Origin of the sequence: Microbacterium sp. SL62, assembly GCF_026672635.1 — a bacterium.
In the GTDB taxonomy this organism is placed as follows: Bacteria; Actinomycetota; Actinomycetes; order Actinomycetales; family Microbacteriaceae; genus Microbacterium; species Microbacterium testaceum_A.
Map to the genome: position 1 here is coordinate 855218 of NZ_JAPPRM010000001.1, position 17530 is coordinate 872747.

17 protein-coding genes are annotated in these 17530 nt (G+C 68.3%); 2 read left to right on the forward strand and 15 right to left on the reverse strand.

Annotation, left to right across the window (positions count from 1 at the left end):
• Positions 1 to 4: 4 nt before the first annotated feature.
• The 15 genes from OVA26_RS04010 to OVA26_RS04080 form a co-directional block, all read right to left on the reverse strand.
• Positions 5 to 1333 (reverse strand): S8 family serine peptidase, encoded by a 1329-nt coding sequence (locus tag OVA26_RS04010; RefSeq protein ID WP_268103097.1) that lies wholly within the window; start codon positions 1331 to 1333, stop codon positions 5 to 7.
• The gene (gene eccB / locus OVA26_RS04015; RefSeq protein WP_268103098.1) at positions 1330 to 2658 is read right to left on the reverse strand and encodes a type VII secretion protein EccB; all 1329 of its coding nucleotides are present in this window, start codon (positions 2656 to 2658) and stop codon (positions 1330 to 1332) included. Before eccB ends, OVA26_RS04010 begins: the two co-directional genes overlap by 4 nt.
• Positions 2659 to 2661: 3 nt before the next feature.
• Complete coding sequence (gene eccD / locus OVA26_RS04020) at positions 2662 to 3996, reverse strand: type VII secretion integral membrane protein EccD (protein WP_056225862.1); 1335 nt, start codon at positions 3994 to 3996, stop codon at positions 2662 to 2664.
• A 165-nt stretch (positions 3997 to 4161) separates the two neighbouring features.
• Positions 4162 to 5496, reverse strand: a complete 1335-nt coding sequence (locus OVA26_RS04025; protein WP_268103099.1) for a S8 family peptidase — start codon at positions 5494 to 5496, stop codon at positions 4162 to 4164.
• 162 nt (positions 5497 to 5658) lie between these two features.
• Positions 5659 to 5946 (reverse strand): WXG100 family type VII secretion target, encoded by a 288-nt coding sequence (locus OVA26_RS04030; protein ID WP_268103100.1) that lies wholly within the window; start codon positions 5944 to 5946, stop codon positions 5659 to 5661.
• On the reverse strand, positions 5943 to 6263 hold the full coding sequence (locus OVA26_RS04035; protein ID WP_268103101.1) for a WXG100 family type VII secretion target: 321 nt from the start codon (positions 6261 to 6263) through the stop codon (positions 5943 to 5945). Before OVA26_RS04035 ends, OVA26_RS04030 begins: the two co-directional genes overlap by 4 nt.
• Before the next feature lie 224 nt (positions 6264 to 6487).
• Complete coding sequence (locus OVA26_RS04040) at positions 6488 to 7738, reverse strand: S8 family serine peptidase (protein WP_268103103.1); 1251 nt, start codon at positions 7736 to 7738, stop codon at positions 6488 to 6490.
• 86 nt (positions 7739 to 7824) lie between these two features.
• A complete protein-coding gene (locus tag OVA26_RS04045) occupies positions 7825 to 8766 on the reverse strand; it encodes a hypothetical protein (protein WP_268103104.1) in 942 nt (313 codons plus the stop codon).
• 452 nt (positions 8767 to 9218) lie between these two features.
• Complete coding sequence (locus tag OVA26_RS04050; RefSeq protein WP_268104860.1) at positions 9219 to 10532, reverse strand: S8 family peptidase; 1314 nt, start codon at positions 10530 to 10532, stop codon at positions 9219 to 9221.
• Positions 10532 to 10918 (reverse strand): hypothetical protein, encoded by a 387-nt coding sequence (locus tag OVA26_RS04055; protein WP_268103105.1) that lies wholly within the window; start codon positions 10916 to 10918, stop codon positions 10532 to 10534. The genes OVA26_RS04050 and OVA26_RS04055 overlap by 1 nt, the downstream gene beginning before the upstream one ends.
• A gap of 96 nt (positions 10919 to 11014) precedes the next feature.
• Positions 11015 to 12064, reverse strand: coding sequence for a hypothetical protein (locus OVA26_RS04060; RefSeq protein WP_268103106.1), 1050 nt, complete (start codon positions 12062 to 12064; stop codon positions 11015 to 11017).
• 356 nt (positions 12065 to 12420) lie between these two features.
• Entirely contained in the window at positions 12421 to 13671 is a 1251-nt protein-coding gene (locus tag OVA26_RS04065) for a S8 family peptidase (protein WP_268103107.1), read from the reverse strand.
• Positions 13672 to 13709: 38 nt separating this feature from the next.
• A complete protein-coding gene (locus OVA26_RS04070; RefSeq protein ID WP_268103108.1) occupies positions 13710 to 14105 on the reverse strand; it encodes a hypothetical protein in 396 nt (131 codons plus the stop codon).
• Between the two features lie 118 nt (positions 14106 to 14223).
• The gene (locus OVA26_RS04075) at positions 14224 to 14511 is read right to left on the reverse strand and encodes a WXG100 family type VII secretion target (RefSeq protein ID WP_225310219.1); all 288 of its coding nucleotides are present in this window, start codon (positions 14509 to 14511) and stop codon (positions 14224 to 14226) included.
• A 29-nt stretch (positions 14512 to 14540) separates the two neighbouring features.
• A complete protein-coding gene (locus OVA26_RS04080; protein ID WP_055831852.1) occupies positions 14541 to 14852 on the reverse strand; it encodes a WXG100 family type VII secretion target in 312 nt (103 codons plus the stop codon).
• Between the two features lie 321 nt (positions 14853 to 15173).
• Here OVA26_RS04080 and OVA26_RS04085 point away from each other — a divergent pair, with 321 nt between their 5' ends.
• Entirely contained in the window at positions 15174 to 16508 is a 1335-nt protein-coding gene (locus OVA26_RS04085; RefSeq protein ID WP_268103109.1) for a hypothetical protein, read from the forward strand.
• Positions 16505 to 17512 (forward strand): RDD family protein, encoded by a 1008-nt coding sequence (locus tag OVA26_RS04090; protein ID WP_268103110.1) that lies wholly within the window; start codon positions 16505 to 16507, stop codon positions 17510 to 17512. Before OVA26_RS04085 ends, OVA26_RS04090 begins: the two co-directional genes overlap by 4 nt.
• Positions 17513 to 17530: the final 18 nt, after the last annotated feature.

Genomic DNA, 17530 nt, shown 5'->3' on the forward strand with positions numbered 1-17530 from the left:
CTGGCTACTCCTGCTCTTCTGGCCCGTAGAGGCCACGGCCCGTGGGTGCTGCGCGCCGGGGAGCTGTCTCTTCGCGGCGACGGCTGACGTAGATCGCCAGAGCCCCGATCGCACCCAGGGCGATCAACCCGGCGACACCGATCCCGGTCGCGGTCGTGATGGCCGCGGCATCCGGTCCAGGTCCGATGACCACGGCGACGGCCTCCGGCGTGGCGCTCGGCGAGGCGGAGGGGCTCGCGGCGACGAAGGGGCTCTTCGGACCGCGCAGGCCGGTACCCGGAACCATCACAATCGCGTCGTAGGGCTGCACGACGCCCCACCCCGAGATGTTGGAGCGGATGTCGGGCTGCGCGCGGACGGCGGTCGCCTCGAGCCGGTACGCCCACTGCGCGGGGGTTTCGGAGGGATGGGCGGATGCCACGAGGGCCGCGGCCGCAGAGACGTACGCCGTCGCCCAACTGGTCGCCGGCTCGTCAGCGCCGACGACGCAGTCGCCTCCGAGCGGCCACGACGAGGCGATGGCCTGGCCGGGCGCGGACAGGCTCACGTGGGGGCCGTGGATGCTCGCCGTGGTGACGACTCCCTCCGACCCGACCGCGGCGACGCCGATGACTCCGGAGAAGCCCGCCGGGTAGCGCGCTCCGTCCTTGTCATCCTGCTCGGGGGAGTCGTTGTTCGACCGGTTGCCCGCGCTGGCGACCACCAGACTGCCGCGTTGCTGCGCGTAGGCCACGGCATCCGCGAGGGTGGCGTTCTTCTCGCTCGTGCTGATCGAGACGTTGATGATTTGCGCGCCCTGGTCGGCGGCGTACCGGATTCCCTCGGCCAACCGTGCGGTGTTCGGTCCGAAGCCCGCCTCGACGAGCTGCTTCTCGATACCGGCGTAGACACGAACGGGCAGGATCTTCGCGTCGGGGGCCAGGCCTTCTACGCCGGAGCCGGAAATCAGCTGGGCTGCGATCTGGCCGGCGATCACCGTGCCGTGCGCGTAGTTGTCGGTGCGGCCCGCCCCGTCGGTGCCGTCGGGCACGAGGTTGACGCCCGGAAGCACGATCCCGTCGAGGTGGGGATTCGCGGCGACACCCGAGTCGACGACGGCGACGGTGACGCCCGCCCCCCGGGTGAGCGGCCAGGCCGACGAGCTCTGCAGCGAGGAGAGAGCCGCGGGGGTCTCGGGGACCCGCGTGGAGGCCGTGCACTGGCTCTGCGTGGTCGCCGCCACGACGGTTTTCGAGGGTCCGGCGGCGGACGCGGGGGAGGGGATTCCGATCAGCAGGATCCCCGCGGCAGCCGCGACGGCGGCCACTCGCGCGGCGCGTGAGCGCAGGGTCACTTCGTCTCCGGCGTCTGCTGCGCGGCGCTCTCACTGAGTGAGGGACCGGTACGCAGGAGCGCGGTCCACCCGTCGGGGATCGAGCCGACGTCGTTCGTCGAGTAGCCGAGGCGGGCGATGGTGTCGTCGGTCGCTCCCGGGAGCGGGAAGGCCGTGCCCGTGGCATCCACCAGCATCAGGATGCTCGTGTTGTCGTCACCGCGGCCTCCCGCTCGGACGAGTGCCCCGTGACTGGGGTCGACGCGCACGCCCGCGGTGACGGCCGTGGACGACGGTTGCGTGGCGAGGGTCGTCGTGGCCTGGCCCTCGCCGCCGGTGAGCACGGCACAGGGGCGCTGGCCGGCGGCGACGGTTTCGAAGCCGACGGGGGGCCACTCGTCGCCGAGACCCTGCTTGGCTGTGGCGAGCCCGCGGATCTCGTCGGCCGTCACCTCGGTGACCTTGCCCTTCAGCGCTTCGCCGCTGCCGAGCTGGTAGAGCTGCCACGCGAGGGGCGAGAGCGATTCGAGCACTCCGCCGGTCTGGACGAGGAAGCGCTCGTCTTCGGGGGCACCCGCCTGACGGATGACCTGACCGACGCGCAGGGACGTGTTCGCCACGGGCTGGCCGTAGTTCTTCAGGGTGATCGGGGTGAGCGCCGTGCCGGCGGTGAAGAGATCGAGCCAGGATGCCGGGACGGTCACGGGCGACAGCGAAGAGATCCCGGCTGCGCGCAGCACCGCGTCGGCGACCTCGCTCGACACGGCGAAGCTGCGGCCGCCCTGCACGACGTGGAGGATGCCGTCCACCGAGACGACGACGGCGCGGTCGGTGGCGGGCGTCGGGCCCGCGGCGGACGAGATGCGCACATCGAGACCGGCGTCGTCGGACACGCAGGCGCTCCAGCCGGTGTTGATGAGGCCCGACACCGGGGGCAGCTCGTCGGGCGCCCCGGTAATACCGAGGGTGTCGCCGACGGGGGTTCCGCCGAGGGTGGACGAGTCGGTCGAGATCACGCCGTACTCGTTCGCCGGAAGCAACAGCCGGGCGCTGGCGGTGTTGATCACGGGGTGGAGCACGCCGTCGACCGTGACGAAGCGGGCGCCCGTATCGGAGACGAGGACGAGCTTGCCGTTCTCCCAGCCGGTGGGCAGGCCGGGGCGGATGAGGCCGTAGAAGACGCCGACGAGCACCACGATGACCGTGAGCGCGATCGCGGCGATGACCGCGCGAAGGGGCGAACTCGGCTGGAGCTCTTTGCCTCCCGGGGCGCCGCTGACGAATGCGGTGAGGAGGCGTCGGCGCGAGAAGTTCTGCGCCTCGATCAGATCGCCTTTGGTGGCCATGCGTCAGGCCAGACCGGACGAGATGACCGCGAGGGGCAGGAGAGCGGCCAGCACGAGGAGCTCGGCCGTGTCGGCGAGACGGATCAGCCGCAGCCGCGTCTTGGGGGCGAGCAACGTGACGGTGACGACGCAGACGGTGGCCACCGCGAGCACGACCAGGATGCCGACGCGCAGGCCCGGCTGCGCGAGCGAGGCCACGACCCCGGCGACGACGAGCCCGATGATGCCGGTCGCCATGACGGTCAGTACTCCGGAACGAGCGAAGGTCTGGCGCGAGGGGAACATCATGCCCGCGAAGGCGAGAGCGCACACGAGGGCGCCGGTCGCGTTCTGCGCTGCGACGAGAGGCGTCGCCACGAGGACCGCCGCCGCGAGGGCGAGGCGCAGGCCGATCAGGATGCGCTTGCCCTGGGCGACGCGGGCGGCGATGTCGTCGGCGTCGATCGGCTGGGGGTCGGCGAACATCTCGGCATCGCTCTGGGGGGAGACGACCCGCAGTCGCGTCGTTCCGAGAGCGAGCCATGGCAGCGCGCCGCCGAGGGTGGCGATGACGCCGACCATGAGCGTCCAGACGGCGGCCGCCGGGAAGAACGCGGCGAGGGTTCCGGTGACCCCGATCGCGCCTCCAGCGACGAGGGGCGCGAGCTGAAGTTCGGCGCGGTCGCGGGTGAGGGCGAGCGAGACGCCCGCGATGAGGAATGCGCCGCCGCCTGCCGCGGCCATCGGCCATCCCCACATGGTGAGCGAGGCCGGGACGGCGATGAAGCCCGCGACGGCAGCGAAGATGGATGCCGCCATCCCCAGCCCCTGACCGGCTTCACGCTGGCCGAGCCGCGACACGACGGCCGAGACGACGAGCAGGACGACGGCTCCGCCGCCCGCGACGAGGGCGCCGAAGGGGAGGGCACGGCCGGCCGCGAGGAGGAGGACCGCGCAGACGCCCAGGAGCGCCAGGCTGACCGCGAGGGCCGTGCGCGCGTTGTCGCGCGTGGTCCACGGGCGATTCTGCTGGGTGGTGGCGTCGATCACGGCCTCGACGATGTCGTCGTAGACGCGCGGTTGCGCGACGAGCCCGCCGCGGACGAGGGTGAGGACTTCGCCGTCGACGATGCCCTGCGCGGCGGCCCCGCGCGAGGGGTCGACGCTGGTTCCGTCGGAGCGCTGGAGCGCGTAACCCGCCGAGGTCATCGACGGGTCGAGCACTCCGAGCGATCGTGCGAAGCCCGGAAGGAACTCGATGACCGGCACCTGCGCGGGAATCGCGATGTCGAGTCGGCGTCCCTCGCTCTGCACCGACAACCGCAGCAACGCTCGTGTCGCATTCATGACGTCAGCCATCTGCGGCCCCCTCTTTCCGGACCGAAGCCCCCTGCGGTCAGACCCCGAAATCCTATCGGTGGGTCAGGGGTCGGATGTCAGTGGAAACGCGCCGCCGACGCACGATCGGCGGAAACGTAGTCGTGAGCTCGACCAAGCCTCGAAGACTTTCCTTGTCAGGGCCGGTCATTCTGCCCGCTCCTTGCTCGCTTTGCGGCGCTGTGTGAGGACGACGATGACAGTGATGATGATGGCCGCGATGACGAGAAGGCCGAGTCCAACGGCTACCCACAGCGCGGTGGGGGCCGCATCTGATCCGGAAGTCTTGTTCTGCTCACGGTACCTGTCAATCGAACGCGATCTCGCCTCGGGCGTGTACCCGTTCGTTTTGGCCTGCGCGATCTGTTCTTCTGTGGGGAAGCCCGCGGGCTTCCCCATGAGGGGGGTCTGGTCCGGCATCGTTGCGGCGTCGACGGTGAGGAGCGACGGAAGCCACGCTGCGCCGTATCCGTACCCGTCTTCCGTGCGGGTCGGCGTGTGCTGCGCGCCGTTCGTCGTTGCAATGAGTGCCTGGACGAGCTGATCACCGCTGGATTGCGGCGACTTCTGCGCTGCCAGGGCGAGCATGCCCGCGACGATCGGGGGAGCGAACGACGAGCCTGTGGCGCCGACGGACGTGTTCCAGTCGCCCGTACTTCCTGCCGCCGGCAGGTCAACACCGGCGGCGACGATGGTCGTCTGGGGGATGACGAACGGTTCGCCATTTTCCGTCTGCAGGCTGCCGTCACGGTCGATTCCGGCCGCCGACACAACGCCATTGAAAGACCCCAGATCGTCGTATCTCGCGCCCAGGACGCCTGGATTGATCGAGGCTGCGATAACCACTGCACCGTGGGAGATCGCATAGGCCACCGCAGGTGCATCGTCCACGCGCGCTGTTCCGCCGATGCTCGTGAAGATGATCTTCGCGCCGTCATCGGTCGCTTGCTTGACGCCTGCAGCGAACTCCGTGATCTGTGCCCCATCGGCCGTGCTGCATGATGCTCCACCTTCTTCGCCGTACCCGTAGAACGTCACATCGGCGTCGGGTGCGATCCCTCGGATGTTTCCGGCCCCCGTCCCATTGCCGATAACGTACGCAGTCATCGTCGTCCCGTGGACGGCGGCGCTGGTCGGTTCCGTAGTCGCGACGGTCGTCTTGTTGACGCATAGAGGCTGATCGAAGACTCTCAGGCTGCGGCCTTGGAACACGGGGAGTTCCGGATTGATCTGCTTCTCCAGCACTGCGACCTTCACACCGCTCCCGGTGAAACCCTCCTGGTGCGCGGCGTCGACGCCGTAAGCATTCCACCAGTAATCAAGGTTTTCCTCTGGGGTGGGCTCGGCAGTCGCAGCGGTCGCCGTTGGCGACACCGCGCCCATCGCCATGGCGATTGCGGCGGCTGAGGCTGCGAGAAGTCTGATGACGCGTACAGAACCCGTCCTAGTCGCCCCGAAAGACGCGCGCTCAACCTGGCTCATGTTCGCCTTGCCTGGCAGCTCGCTGGAGCCCCAAGTCGCAGGCGGCACGCTGAGAAATGCGGTGTCGCGTTCGTGACGTCAGCCATCTGCGCCCCCCTCTTTCCGGACCGAAGCCCCTGCGGTCAGACCCCGAAGCCCTATTGGCGGTTCAGGGGTCGGATGTCAGCGGAAACGCGCCGCCGACGCGCGATCGGCGGAAACGTAGTCGTCCGCGATCGAGTCGGTGGCGTTCGAGATGCGCTGGAGCACGTCGCGCATCTGCTCGAGTGTGGCGCTCCACTGTTGCTGGGCATTGTTGTACGCCGCCTGCGCCGCGCCCTCCCACTGTCCCCGCAGACGAGTGACCTCGCTGTCGAGACCGCTCAGGGTGGAGTCGATTCGCGCACTCTCGGAGCGGAGTCGAGCAGCCGCAGCGTGCAGCGATTCAGGGGTGACGCGGAAGTCGCTCATGACTGGCCTCCCAGCATCGTTCCGAGACCGTGGATGGTCGTGCGGTGTTCTTCTTCGACGGCTTCTTGGTCGCGGGCCGTGGCCTGGAGCGCGGCGCTGAGAGTGATGAGCACGTCGTTCAGCTTCCGCGCTCCCGCCGTCCACTCCTCGACGAGGATGCCATAGGAGCTTGCTGCGTCGCCCGACCAGTTGCCGCGCAACTCGTCGAGTTCCGCGAGCACCCGCCTGGTGCTGTCGGCGATGTCGGCGTGAGCGCCGTTCACCACCTCGGAACCCCGGGCAAGGGCTCCCTCTTGCGCGGAAATGCGGTCAGACATGTCGTCTTCTCCTGTTGGAACAGTTTGGTGTGGGCGCCGGACAGCATTTCGCTGCACGGGACGTAGCTGAGGGTGACATCTAAACCGTTCTATGTTCGGTCGTCGAATTCAAGGTGGATTTTGTCAACAGTTCACGTCTTCCCTGGCAGGGAGCGGAGTCGTTCGCGCGTGCGGGCCAGGCCGAACCCGTGAGCGACCGACGAAGCGGCGTGCTCGTGATCTGGTCACGACACGACCCCCTTCTTGTCCTTGCGCCGCTGAAGGACGATGACTGCGATGGTGACAGCGGCGGCGAACAAAACAAGGGCGACGATTCCGACGACGATCCAGGGGACCACCGAAGAGATGTCGAATCCCTGCTGCGGCACGTCATCCAGGGTCTTGTCGAAACTCCTCCCTCGCGTGGCGGGGACGAAGCCGTCCGTCCGCGCCGTCGAGATCTGCTCGGCCGTGGGGAAGCCGGCGGCTTTTTCCATCAGCGGCGTCTCATCGGGGTAGGACGATGGGTCATTTTCGAGAAGAGTGGGCAACCAGGCCGCGCCGTAACCGTAGCCGTCGCTCGACTGCACACGCTCCTTTACTTCACCGTTGGTCGTTGCGATCAGGGAGTGCACGAGCTGATTGCCCGTGGCCTCGGGGTACTTCTGTGCGGCCAGTGCGAGCATGGCGGCGACGATCGGCGCCGAGTTCGACGACCCCGTGCGGGCGGCCGTGCCGTTCCAGTCGCCGAGGACGCCTACTGATGGAAGGTCGAATCCCGCGGCGACCACTGTGGTCTGCGGCAACGCGAGCGGCTGTCCCTCGTCGGACTGGAGATTGCCCTTCTCGTCGATGGCGGTGGCACCGACGACCCCATTCATCGCGTCGTAGCCCTTTTTGTAATCGACGAGCCCTTGGCTCGGATTGGGCGTCGCAGCGACGATGGCGACTCCGCGAGCCAAGGCGTAGGCGATGACCGGGCCGTCGTTCGCATACGCAGTCGCGCCTACGGATGTCGTGATGATTTTGGCACCGTCATCGACCGCTGTCTTGACTGCGTATCCGAAGACCGAAATGTCGTCCGTGGTGTTCGGATCGCATATCGGGCCCCCGTCGTCGGGACCATAGCCGTAGAAGGTTACATCTGCGTCGGGGGCAATACCTCGGACCGACCCGCCACCCGTACCGTTGCCGATGATGAGCGCGGCCATGGCGGTCCCGTGGAGAGAACTCTTCGTGGCGTCGTTCGACACGGGGTTCGTCGGAACTTTGCAGAGCTGCGTGGTGGAAACCTTGAGATCGCGACCAGCGAAGACAGGGAGATCCGGGTTTATCTGCTCGTCGATGACCGCGACCTTCACCCCGGCCCCCGTGATGCCGGCCGCGTGGGCAGTGTCGACTCCGTATTGCGCCCACCAACGCCCCAAAGTGTCCTCGCCCGCAGCTTGGGCCGTGGAGGGCACGGCGGCAGCAGGCAGCGCGGTGACGATCGCCACCGCTACTAAGAGCCCGACCCGGAGACGCCGTCTTCTGTCACCTTCTGTCCGCGTGTCTTTGCCGCGGGCCGTGACGTGAGCTGGGATCACTCGTCGCGTCCGCCAGCTTGGGCGTTCTCGGAGCGGGGGCCGATCTCTTCATCGTCCTCCATGCGAGGAGCGATGGGACCACCGAGCCCGCGGGATGCTTCGTCGCGACGGTCGGAGCGAGAGCCGGGCCCGCCCATTCCGCCGACGCCACGGCTGCCGGCACCGGCGCCGCGAACTCCGCCGCCAGCGGCTGCGCCGCCCGCCGAGCCTCCGCCGCCGACGCCACCGGCTCGCATGCCGGCACCCTTCGCCGTCGATTGTGCGGGCGCGCCGCCTCCGGCAGCACCGCCCATTCCGCCGACGCCACGAGTACCGAGACCTGATCCGGCAGCGGCGGTCTTACCGAGCAGTCCACCCGAGCGACCGGCGGCACCGGACGCAGCCGTTCCGCCGGCGCCGCTGAACAGGCTGCCACCCGGAGCACCTGCGCCGCGCGCAATGCTGCCGAGTGCGGCCGCACCGCCACCGCCGGCGATCAGACCCGCGCCGAGACCCGAGCCGATGCCCGCTCCCGCGCCGCCGGAACCCCCGAGAAGGCCATTGCCGGGCGCCGAGGGGATGGCCCCGGGCAGGGTCGGAGTGCCGATGATCGAGCCGTCCGGAGTGGGCTCGGGCTTGATGTTGTCGAGGTCGATGATGGGCACGTCGCCACGAATGGGGCCGTCGGGTCGCGGCCCGATCACGGTCGGCTGCGGCAGCGCGTGATACTCGGGCTGCGAGTCTCCGCCGTCGGTGCCACCGGGGTTCGTCACGGTGGGGTTTTGGTTCCACTGGGGGTACTGCTCGATGCTGCGGCCCCCGGAGCGACCACCGCCGCCCCCGCCGGTCTGGCCGCCGCCACCCGCGCCGCCTGCATCGTCGTCCTCAAATGATTGTGCGTTGAAATTCGGGGGAGTGAGGATCTCGACCTTGTCCAGGTCGTCTGCGGCCGTCGTCATGGCCGCCTTCGCCGCATCTTCTCGGCGCTGTGCCAAGTAAGAGTTCGCGAGTCCGACAGCACCTTCCCCGGCCAAGAAGGAGATTGGCCCCAGCACGAACGTCGTCCCCATCGCAGCCCCGCGAACGACCATCTCCTGCTGGCCGTTCATGCTCCCCGCGGGGAGCGATGCCAGAGCCTCTCGGGCAATATCCCGAATGCGATTCGCTTCCTCGATGCCGGCGATCAGCGGACCATTGATGTAGTCGATCTGCTTTTGGATTTCGCCAGCGTTGTGGGTGAACGCACCTGAAGCGGCGTCGGCCGCAAGCCCGGCGATGCCGGGTTCTTGAGCGACTCGTCCGACGACATTTCTGAGCGTCGACAGTGCGCTGTTCAATTCGCCATACGAGCTGAGACCCCACGGGATGGTGGGTTCGACCAACTCGCGGAGACTCTCTTCCCAGGGGCCGGTCATGCCGCTTGCTCCCTCCGCGCCTTCCGGCGCTGACTGGTGATGATGAGAACAGTGACGACGATCGCGGCGACAACAATGATCGCCAAACCGAGGACCACCCATAGGACAATCGACGACACGTCGAGCAGGGGCGTTCCGGGCGCGGCGGCATCGTTCTGCTCGCGAAGTGGGTCCGCGGAGCTCGGGCGCTTCTCGGGGCTGTAACCGTTGGCCTGCGCCTCTGCGATCTGATCCGCGGTGGGTGCTCCGAACCCGAACGCCTTGTCCATGAGGGGGTTCGAGTCCGGGAGAGTGAGCGGATCCACGGCCAGAAGAGTCGACAACCACGCGGCCCCATAGCCGTAGCCATCATCCGTCCGGGAGGGAGTGTGCTGCCCGGCATTCGTCGTGGAGATCAGTGCCTGAAGGAGCTGATTCGCTGAGGCATCCGGGGTCTTCTGTGCTGCGAGCGCCAGCATCCCCGCGACGATCGGTGCCGCGAATGACGAGCCCGTTCCGGTGCTTCCTGTCTGCCAATCCCCCGTCTTTCCGACAGTCGGCAGGCGGAAGCCCGCCGCCACCACGGTGGTTTGGGGAACGACGAACGGGGCGCCTTCGAGTTGTTGCAGGTTGCCGTCGCGGTCGATGGCGGCCGTGGACACCACGCCGTTGTATGCCCCCTGGTCACCTTCTCGAGCACCAAGCTGGCGCGGATTGATGGAGGCGGAGATGATGACGGCCCCGCGCGCAAGGGCGTAGGCGACCGCAGGGGCATCGTCTTGTCCCGCCGAGCCGCCGATGGCCGTGTAAATGATCTTCGCGCCGTCGTCTACGGCCATCTTCACTCCGGCGCCGAAGCCCGACAGCTTGTTTCCGTCTGCGGTCTCGCACTGGGGCCCATCATCCGGACCGTAGCCGTAGAAGGTCAGGTCTGCCTCGGGAGCAATGCCTCGCACGGCCCCCGCGCCGGTGCCGTTTCCCACCACATACGCAGCCATCGTCGTCCCGTGAATGGACGAATCGTTGGCGTCTGTCGTTGTCACAGTCGGATTGTTCACACACACCGGGCTAGTCGACACGCGGAGGTTGGATCCCTGGAAGACGGGCAGATCGGGATTGATTTGCTTCTCCAATACAGCGACCTTCACACCTTTGCCCGTCAGCCCCGCGGTGTGCGCCTGATCGATCCCGTACTGCCCCCACCAATAGTCGAGGTTCTGCTGACCCGTCGTCTGGCCGGCGGAGGCGGCGACCGCAGGTGCCGCTGAACCGGCGACAACGCAGAGGAGCAGGGTAGAAGCAGCGAGGATGCGAACCGCGGCGGTTTTCATCACTGAGGTACCCCCAGTGCGGAGCGCACACCAGCCGCGCCCCCGCTCGGCGGGGTATCGGCCGCGGGTGCAACGGCGGTCTCGATCAAGGATGCCGTCTGGTCCGCAGCGGCTGCGCTCAGCTCGTCACGTTCGCGGAGGGTCGTAACCGCCGCGTTGAGAGCTTGAGCATTGAGACGGACGTACTCCTGCACCAGGCCGACACGCGTCGCGAGCTCTTCCGCACGCATCCGGAGATGCCCGATGAACTCTGCGGCAGCTGCTCCTTGCGATGGTCCTTCGACCTGGCTCAGGACAGCCTGCGACGGAAGTTCATTGGAAACCGAGGTAACCAACTGCGCGTTGTAGTTGGCAAGGTCGCCGTCGAGACGGATCACGTTGGCCATGAGGATCACTCGTTTCTTCGCGATCGAGAGGGTGCTGTCAGACGGCTGACGCTGTCGAAATAACGTGGGGCGGCCCGAACGGGCCGCAAGAGCGGATCATTCGTCGCGTCCGCCGGCTTGGGCGTTCTCGGAGCGGGGGCCGATCTCTTCATCGTCCTCCATGCGAGGAGCGATGGGACCACCGAGTCCGCGGGATGCTTCGTCGCGACGGTCGGAGCGAGAGCCGGGCCCGCCCATTCCGCCGACGCCACGGCTGCCGGCACCGGCGCCGCGAACTCCGCCGCCAGCGGCTGCGCCGCCCGCCGAGCCTCCGCCGCCGACGCCACCGGCTCGCATGCCGGCACCCTTCGCCGTCGATTGTGCGGGCGCGCCGCCTCCGGCAGCACCGCCCATTCCGCCGACGCCACGAGTACCGAGACCTGATCCGGCAGCGGCGGTCTTACCGAGCAGTCCACCCGAGCGACCGGCGGCACCGGACGCAGCCGTTCCGCCGGCGCCGCTGAACAGGCTGCCACCCGGAGCACCTGCGCCGCGCGCAATGCTGCCGAGTGCGGCCGCACCGCCACCGCCGGCGATCAGACCCGCGCCGAGACCCGAGCCGATGCCCGCTCCCGCGCCGCCGGAACCCCCGAGAAGGCCATTGCCGGGCGCCGAGGGGATGGCCCCGGGCAGGGTCGGAGTGCCGATGATCGAGCCGTCCGGAGTGGGCTCGGGCTTGATGTTGTCGAGGTCGATGATGGGCACGTCGCCACGAATGGGGCCGTCGGGTCGCGGCCCGATCACGGTCGGCTGCGGCAGCGCGTGGTACTCGGGCTGCGATGAATCGACGTGCCCGCCCGCGTCTGGGGTGGGAGTCGCAGGGGACATATCCCAGTCGGGATACTGCTCGAAGCTGCGGCCTCCGGATCGACCGCCTCCGCCTCCGCCCCCGCCCCCGCCTCCGCCTCCGGGAGGCAGAGGCGGTTCGACGATTTGATCAGACGTATCCACCGTGAACTCCGGTGGGTCGCCGACGGTCACGGCGTCCATCTCGTCGGAGAAGTGTTCCATTGCTTCGCGGGCGGCAGCTTCACGCTGGTTGGACAGATAGTTGTTGATGAGGCCGACAGCACCTTCGCCGGCCAAGAACGAAATCGGTCCGAGCATGAGCGTTACGCCGGCCGCCGCTCCCCGCACGGCAGCTTCTTGTCCACCAGACAGCGACCCTGACGGAAGGCTTCCGAGCGCGTCTCGAGCGCGAGAGCGAATGTCGTTCGCGTCGTCCAGACGCCTGTTCAACTCGTCTTGAATGTAAATGATCTGCTGTGCGATCTGCCTGGCAGCGCTGTCGAACGTCTTCTGTGCTTTCGTCCCGGCTGCGCCTGTCAGCCCGGGGTCGCTCGCAACTCGATTCAGGACGTCGCGCAATGAGCCGAGCCCCTCCGCCAGGGACGCTCGACTGGGGACGTCCCACGGCTGCCCCCCTTCGGCGAAGTTCGTAAGACGCTGTTCCCAGGTGCCGGTCATGATCGGGGAGCCTTTCCGCTCTTGCGACGTTGGGCGACGACGATGAGAATCGTGGCTGCAGCGGCCAGAAGCACGATGACCACCAGGCCGACCACGCCCCACACGATCAGGCCGGAGAAGTCGAAGCCAGCGGGCTTCTGCTCGTCGTCGTACTTGTCGAAACTCCGCCCTCGATCGGCGGGCGGAATGAACCCCTGCTCCTTCGCTGCTTGGATCTGGTCAGCGGTGGGAAACCCCCCGCTCTTGCCCATGAGGGGAGTCTCGTCGGGGAACGACGTGGGATCCACCGCGAGGAGCGAGGGAAGCCAGGCCACTCCGTAGCCATAGCCGTCGTCCGTTCGCACGGGAGCGTGCTCGGAACCATTCGTTGTCGAGATGAGCGCCTGTACGAGTTGATTGCCCGTGCTCTCGGGATATTTCTGGGCGGCCAGCGCGAGCATCCCAGCCACGATCGGCGACGCGAAGGATGAACCCGAGGCAGTTTGCGAGGCGTCCCATCCGTTGTCGTCACCGATCGACGGAAGAAGCATCCCTCCGGCAACCACCGTGGTCTGAGGAATCACCCACGGCGAGCCATCGGGCTGCTTCTGCAACGCTCCTTCGGCGTCGATTGCTGCAGTGGAGATGACCCCGTTCATGGACCCGTGATCGTTCGTCTTGTACATGATCGTGTTGATGGGGTTCGCGGACGCTGTGACCAAAACCGCCCCCTTCGCGATGGCGTACGCGATTGCGGGGGCATCTCCCTCTCGTCCAGGTCCGCTGATCGCCGTGAAGATGATCTTCGCGCCATCATCGACCGCCAGCTTCACCCCGTATCCCCAAGCCGTGAGTCCCGTATCGGTATCGGGCTCGCACGGGCGCGTGTCCGGACCGTAGCCGTAGAAGGTGACGTCTGCGTCTGGGGCGATACCCCGGATTTTCCCGGGACCGGTTCCGTTGCCGATGACCATCGCGGTCATGGTCGTCCCGTGCCGGGTGCCTTCGTCGGGAGTCGTCCAGGCGATGGTCGGACGATCCTTGCAGAGCGGTTTGTCGGAGATGTGCAGGTTGCGTCCGGCGAAGACCGGAAGATCCGGATTGATGTGCTCCTCGAGCACCGCCATCTTCACGCCTTTTCCCGTGATGCCGGCGGCGTGCGTCTCGTCTACGCCGTACTTGCTCCACCAGAAATCCAAGTTGGCCTCGGCAGCGACTGTCGTCGCCGCAGCAGGCGAGGCAGCTCCGGGCAGAACGAATGCCGCCACGAGCACAGCCGCCCCGAGCGCTAGGCGTGATCGTCGGCTCATTGGAGCCCCAAGACACCGCGCGCGCCGGCCTGACCGCCGGCGAAGCCACCCGCGGCGGTCCCCGGCTGCGGAGCGACGGATGCGGAGTCGATGAGTGACGCGGCCTGCCGTGCGTCGGTCGCGCTCATCTGATCCTGTTCCTCCAGCGCGACGACGGCCTGAGCGAGAGCCGCTGCGTTCGCGGCTACGTACTGGCGGACCAATTCGATTCGAGCGCCCAGAGCCTCGGCGCGCTGGCGGAGGTGATCCGTGAACTCAGAAGCAGCCGGTTCGGTGGAATTGCCGTCGATGTTCGCGACGACTCTCTCCGTCGGGAGCGCGTCGTTGTGGTGGGTGATGTTGCTGACGTGAGACCGGACGTACTCGCTGTCGACTCCGATATCCAGGGCCATCAGTCACTCATTTCCTCGACGTGGGTCATTGGGCGGTGCGTCAGCACGAACATGAATGGCGGCCCGAACGGGCCGCAAGAGCCGGCGGCCGCCTCAGCGACCGCCGGCTCGAGGCGACTCAGACGAAGCGGCCGGCGGCGGACTTGTCGGTCGAGGTGTAGCCCTGGGCGATCTCGTCGGTCTTGCCGGCGATCTGCTGCAGGAGCTCGTTCAGGCGGGTGATGGACTGGGTCCACTGGGCCTGAGCCTGGTCGTAAGCGGTCTGCGCCTCACCATCCCACGAGGAGCGGAGGGCGTTGACCTGCGACTCGAGCTCGTCGAGGCGGGTGCGGATGCCGGAGGCACCGTTGCGGATCTGACCCGAGAGCGCGATGACCTGCTCGGGACGAACGGACATGGACTGCATGAGAGTTCCTTCTTTCGTGTCGAGCGGGGTCAGCCGAGCAGGGAGCCCAGGTTGCCGATGGTCTGCTGGTGCGACTCTTCCGACGCGGCCTGGTCGCGCTCGGTGCCGCGGAGGGCGTCCTCGAGCGTGACGAGGACGTTGTTGAGCTTGGTGGTCTCTTCGTTCCAACGCTGCATGAGCTGCGTGTACGAGCCGGCTGCGGCGCCGGTCCAGAAACCGGCGACCTGGTCGAGCTCGGTGCGAACCTTGCGCACCTGCTCGTCGATGCCCGACTTCGCGGTGTTGACCGCTTCGGCCCCTCGACGAAGCGCACCCTCCTGGGCTGCGATGAGATCTGCCACTGTGTCTCCTCGATGTTCCTCCGGGCGCGCCCGGGCGTTGCGGATCGAATACGCGCACGGGGATAGATGACCCGCGCACGGCGTCGATGGAGGAACCGGAGCCCCCCACCGGACTTCGAACTTACGTAAAGCATCCCCCCGGTTCAAGCCTCTTGCGCAATTTAAAAGATGACAAAACTCTCATCTTTATCCCCGGTGAACCGTGGAAAGGCGAACACGGCTCCGCGCGGGACGGATACGCTGGTGCGGTTGCGGCCCGTGGGCCGGAGAGCGCGAGAACGAGGGGGACCGTTGAGCGCAGAGGTGATGCAGGGGCGCCGAGTGGCGCTCATCGATGGCGAATCCCGGTTCGACCTGGTCGTTCCTCTTCGTGCCCGCGTCGACGACGTTCTGCGAGCGGCCGGTTCCGACACCGCCCGCGGAACCCGCGTCGTGGGGATCTCGGGCCGAGAGATCGACCGGTCGACGGCGATGACCTCTCTCGAAGACGGAGTCGTGCTCGTGCTGGTCGATCCCGGCGCCTCTCTTCCCGACGCGGTCGCCCGCGCCGCTGCGGCGCCGAGCGCGATGCGCGTCTCGGCCGCGTGGTGGGTGCTCGCCGCGGGCGGTGGCATCCTGGCCCTCCTCCGTCTTGTCGGAGGTGACGGCCTGCCGGCCTCGGTGCGCGGGCCCGTCGCGGTGCTGGCGCTCCTCGCCGCTCTGTCCGCGGGCGCGGTGTTCGCGCTTCGTGCCCGTTCACGGACGCCGATCCTCGCCCCCGTGGTGGGCGTGGTCGGTCTCGCTTTCGGCGGCGGTGTCGCGGTGGTCCCCGGCCTCCCCGCCTCCGCCCCGTTGGTCGCGATCTTCACGGGTCTTCTCGCAGGCGCCGTCGTCGCCGGCGTCATCGGGGTGCTCGGAGCCACCGAGACCTTGCGGGCGCAGAGTCGCACGGCGACGATCGTGCTCGCCGTCCTGGCCGCCGTCTGGGGCCTCTCGCTGCTGATGCACCTCGACCCGTCGGCGCCGGCCGCCGTGACCCTCGGTCTGGTCCCGGTGGCGCAGCGCGTGCTGCAGTCGAGCCTCGTCGACGTGGCTCCCGGTACCTTCATCGACTACGGCCGCTTCCAGAGCACGCGGTGGACGGTGCGCCAGAACCTCCCCGACGAGGTCCGCACCATCGAAGCCGATGACGCCGACGCGCTGGTCGAACGCTCCACCGCCCGCCTCACGATCGGGGTCGTCTTGTTGATCTCGGCCGGGGCGGCCAGCGCGTTCACGGCGCTGCCGACCTTCGACACGGACAACCCGGTCGTCCTGGGCGGGCGCATCGCTCTGGCAGCGACCGTCGTCCTCGCCCTCCTGCTCAGCTCCCGCCGCAGCACGGTGCCGTTCCTGCGGTGGGTGGAGCGCCTGGGGGCGGCCGCCGTGGTGGTCGCCGTCCTGATGGCGTTGCTGCCGAGGGTCTCTCCCGACATGCTGGTCGTCTTCGCCGGCATCCTGCTGGTGGTCGGTCTGGGGTCGGCCCTTCTGGTCGTCCCCGTGGGTCGCGGATTGCGTTCTCTGGGCTGGTCGCGAACCGGCGACATCTTCGAGGCGCTGGCCACGGCACTGTCTCTTCCGGCGGGCATGCTCGCCGCCGGAGCAGTGGAGATCGCGCGTGCGATGATGGCGACATGACGCAGCTGACGCCGTTCGGCGCGCCCGCGACGGTGGGGGTGCGCGTAGGAGCCTTCAGTGTCGACGCGGCCCTCGTTGTCATCGCCTCGGGAGTGGCATCCCTTCTCGCTTCTCCCGTGCTGGGAGCGGCGGTCGCCGCCGAGGCCCTGCTCGGCCTGTGGATCCTCCAAGCGCGACGTGGCGTCACGCCGGGGGCCCTGCTGTTCGGGCTGCGCACCGCTCGCGCCGAGGAGCCCGTCGTGCCAGGTGCCGGCCGCGCCTTCGTCCGGGGCCTTCTCGTGGTGCTGGGTGGCGTCGTCCTCCTCGTGGGCGCGTGGGTCGTCGTCGCCTCGGCGGCGTTCGACAAGTCGGGCCGTCGGCGCTCCTGGGCCGATCGCGCCGCGGGAACGGTTCTGCTGTCCGTGCCCCGCGGAAAGCAGACTCCGGATGCCGACGAGCCCCGCAGTCTGTCGGAGCCCACCGTCCAGCGCACCGGTGCTGCCCGCGAGCCGCTGCGCATGGATTCGTCGGCGGCGGCCCTTCCGCTCGCGCCGGCGTGGGACGCCCCCATCATCGCGATCGAAGCGCCGAGCATCGCCGGTGAGCGGCCCGCGACCATCGCCCCCGAGCCCGTCGCCCCGTCGCCGGCGGCTCCCGCGCGCACCCCGGGCGTCGGCCGCGCGCAACTGCTCGTCGTCTTCGACACCGGTCAGCGCGAACAGTTCGACCTTCCCGCCGCGGTCAACTTCGGTCGCGCTCCCGTCGCGGATCAGCCGAACGACGTGCTCATCTCGGTCGACGACCCCGACCGCCTCATCTCGAAGACCCACCTGCGTCTCGAGCACGACGGCGAGACCGCGTGGGTCACCGACGCCGGGTCCACGAACGGATCGGAGCTGATCGACGACGACGGCACCGTCCACGTCCTGCGCCCCGGTTCCCGCACCCTGCTCGAGGAGGGCACCCGCGTGCGCCTCAGCGAACGCGTCTTCACCCTGAGTCGTCTGATCGGAGGTCCGGTGTGAGCACGGGTCCGCGCATCG

What these genes read in the sequence shown, in the direction of transcription:
- eccB (WP_268103098.1), bottom strand. Translation starts at nt 2,658, where the DNA reads ATGGCCACCAAAGGCGATCTGATCGAGGCGCAGAACTTCTCGCGCCGA.
- eccD (WP_056225862.1), bottom strand. Translation starts at nt 3,996, where the DNA reads ATGGCTGACGTCATGAATGCGACACGAGCGTTGCTGCGGTTGTCGGTG.
- OVA26_RS04025 (WP_268103099.1), bottom strand. Translation starts at nt 5,496, where the DNA reads ATGAGCCAGGTTGAGCGCGCGTCTTTCGGGGCGACTAGGACGGGTTCT.
- OVA26_RS04030 (WP_268103100.1), bottom strand. Translation starts at nt 5,946, where the DNA reads ATGAGCGACTTCCGCGTCACCCCTGAATCGCTGCACGCTGCGGCTGCT.
- OVA26_RS04035 (WP_268103101.1), bottom strand. Translation starts at nt 6,263, where the DNA reads ATGTCTGACCGCATTTCCGCGCAAGAGGGAGCCCTTGCCCGGGGTTCC.
- OVA26_RS04045 (WP_268103104.1), bottom strand. Translation starts at nt 8,766, where the DNA reads ATGACGACGGCCGCAGACGACCTGGACAAGGTCGAGATCCTCACTCCC.
- OVA26_RS04050 (WP_268104860.1), bottom strand. Translation starts at nt 10,532, where the DNA reads ATGAAAACCGCCGCGGTTCGCATCCTCGCTGCTTCTACCCTGCTCCTC.
- OVA26_RS04055 (WP_268103105.1), bottom strand. Translation starts at nt 10,918, where the DNA reads ATGGCCAACGTGATCCGTCTCGACGGCGACCTTGCCAACTACAACGCG.
- OVA26_RS04060 (WP_268103106.1), bottom strand. Translation starts at nt 12,064, where the DNA reads ATGCTCGGACCGATTTCGTTCTTGGCCGGCGAAGGTGCTGTCGGCCTC.
- OVA26_RS04070 (WP_268103108.1), bottom strand. Translation starts at nt 14,105, where the DNA reads ATGGCCCTGGATATCGGAGTCGACAGCGAGTACGTCCGGTCTCACGTC.
- OVA26_RS04075 (WP_225310219.1), bottom strand. Translation starts at nt 14,511, where the DNA reads ATGCAGTCCATGTCCGTTCGTCCCGAGCAGGTCATCGCGCTCTCGGGT.
- OVA26_RS04090 (WP_268103110.1), top strand. Translation starts at nt 16,505, where the DNA reads ATGACGCAGCTGACGCCGTTCGGCGCGCCCGCGACGGTGGGGGTGCGC.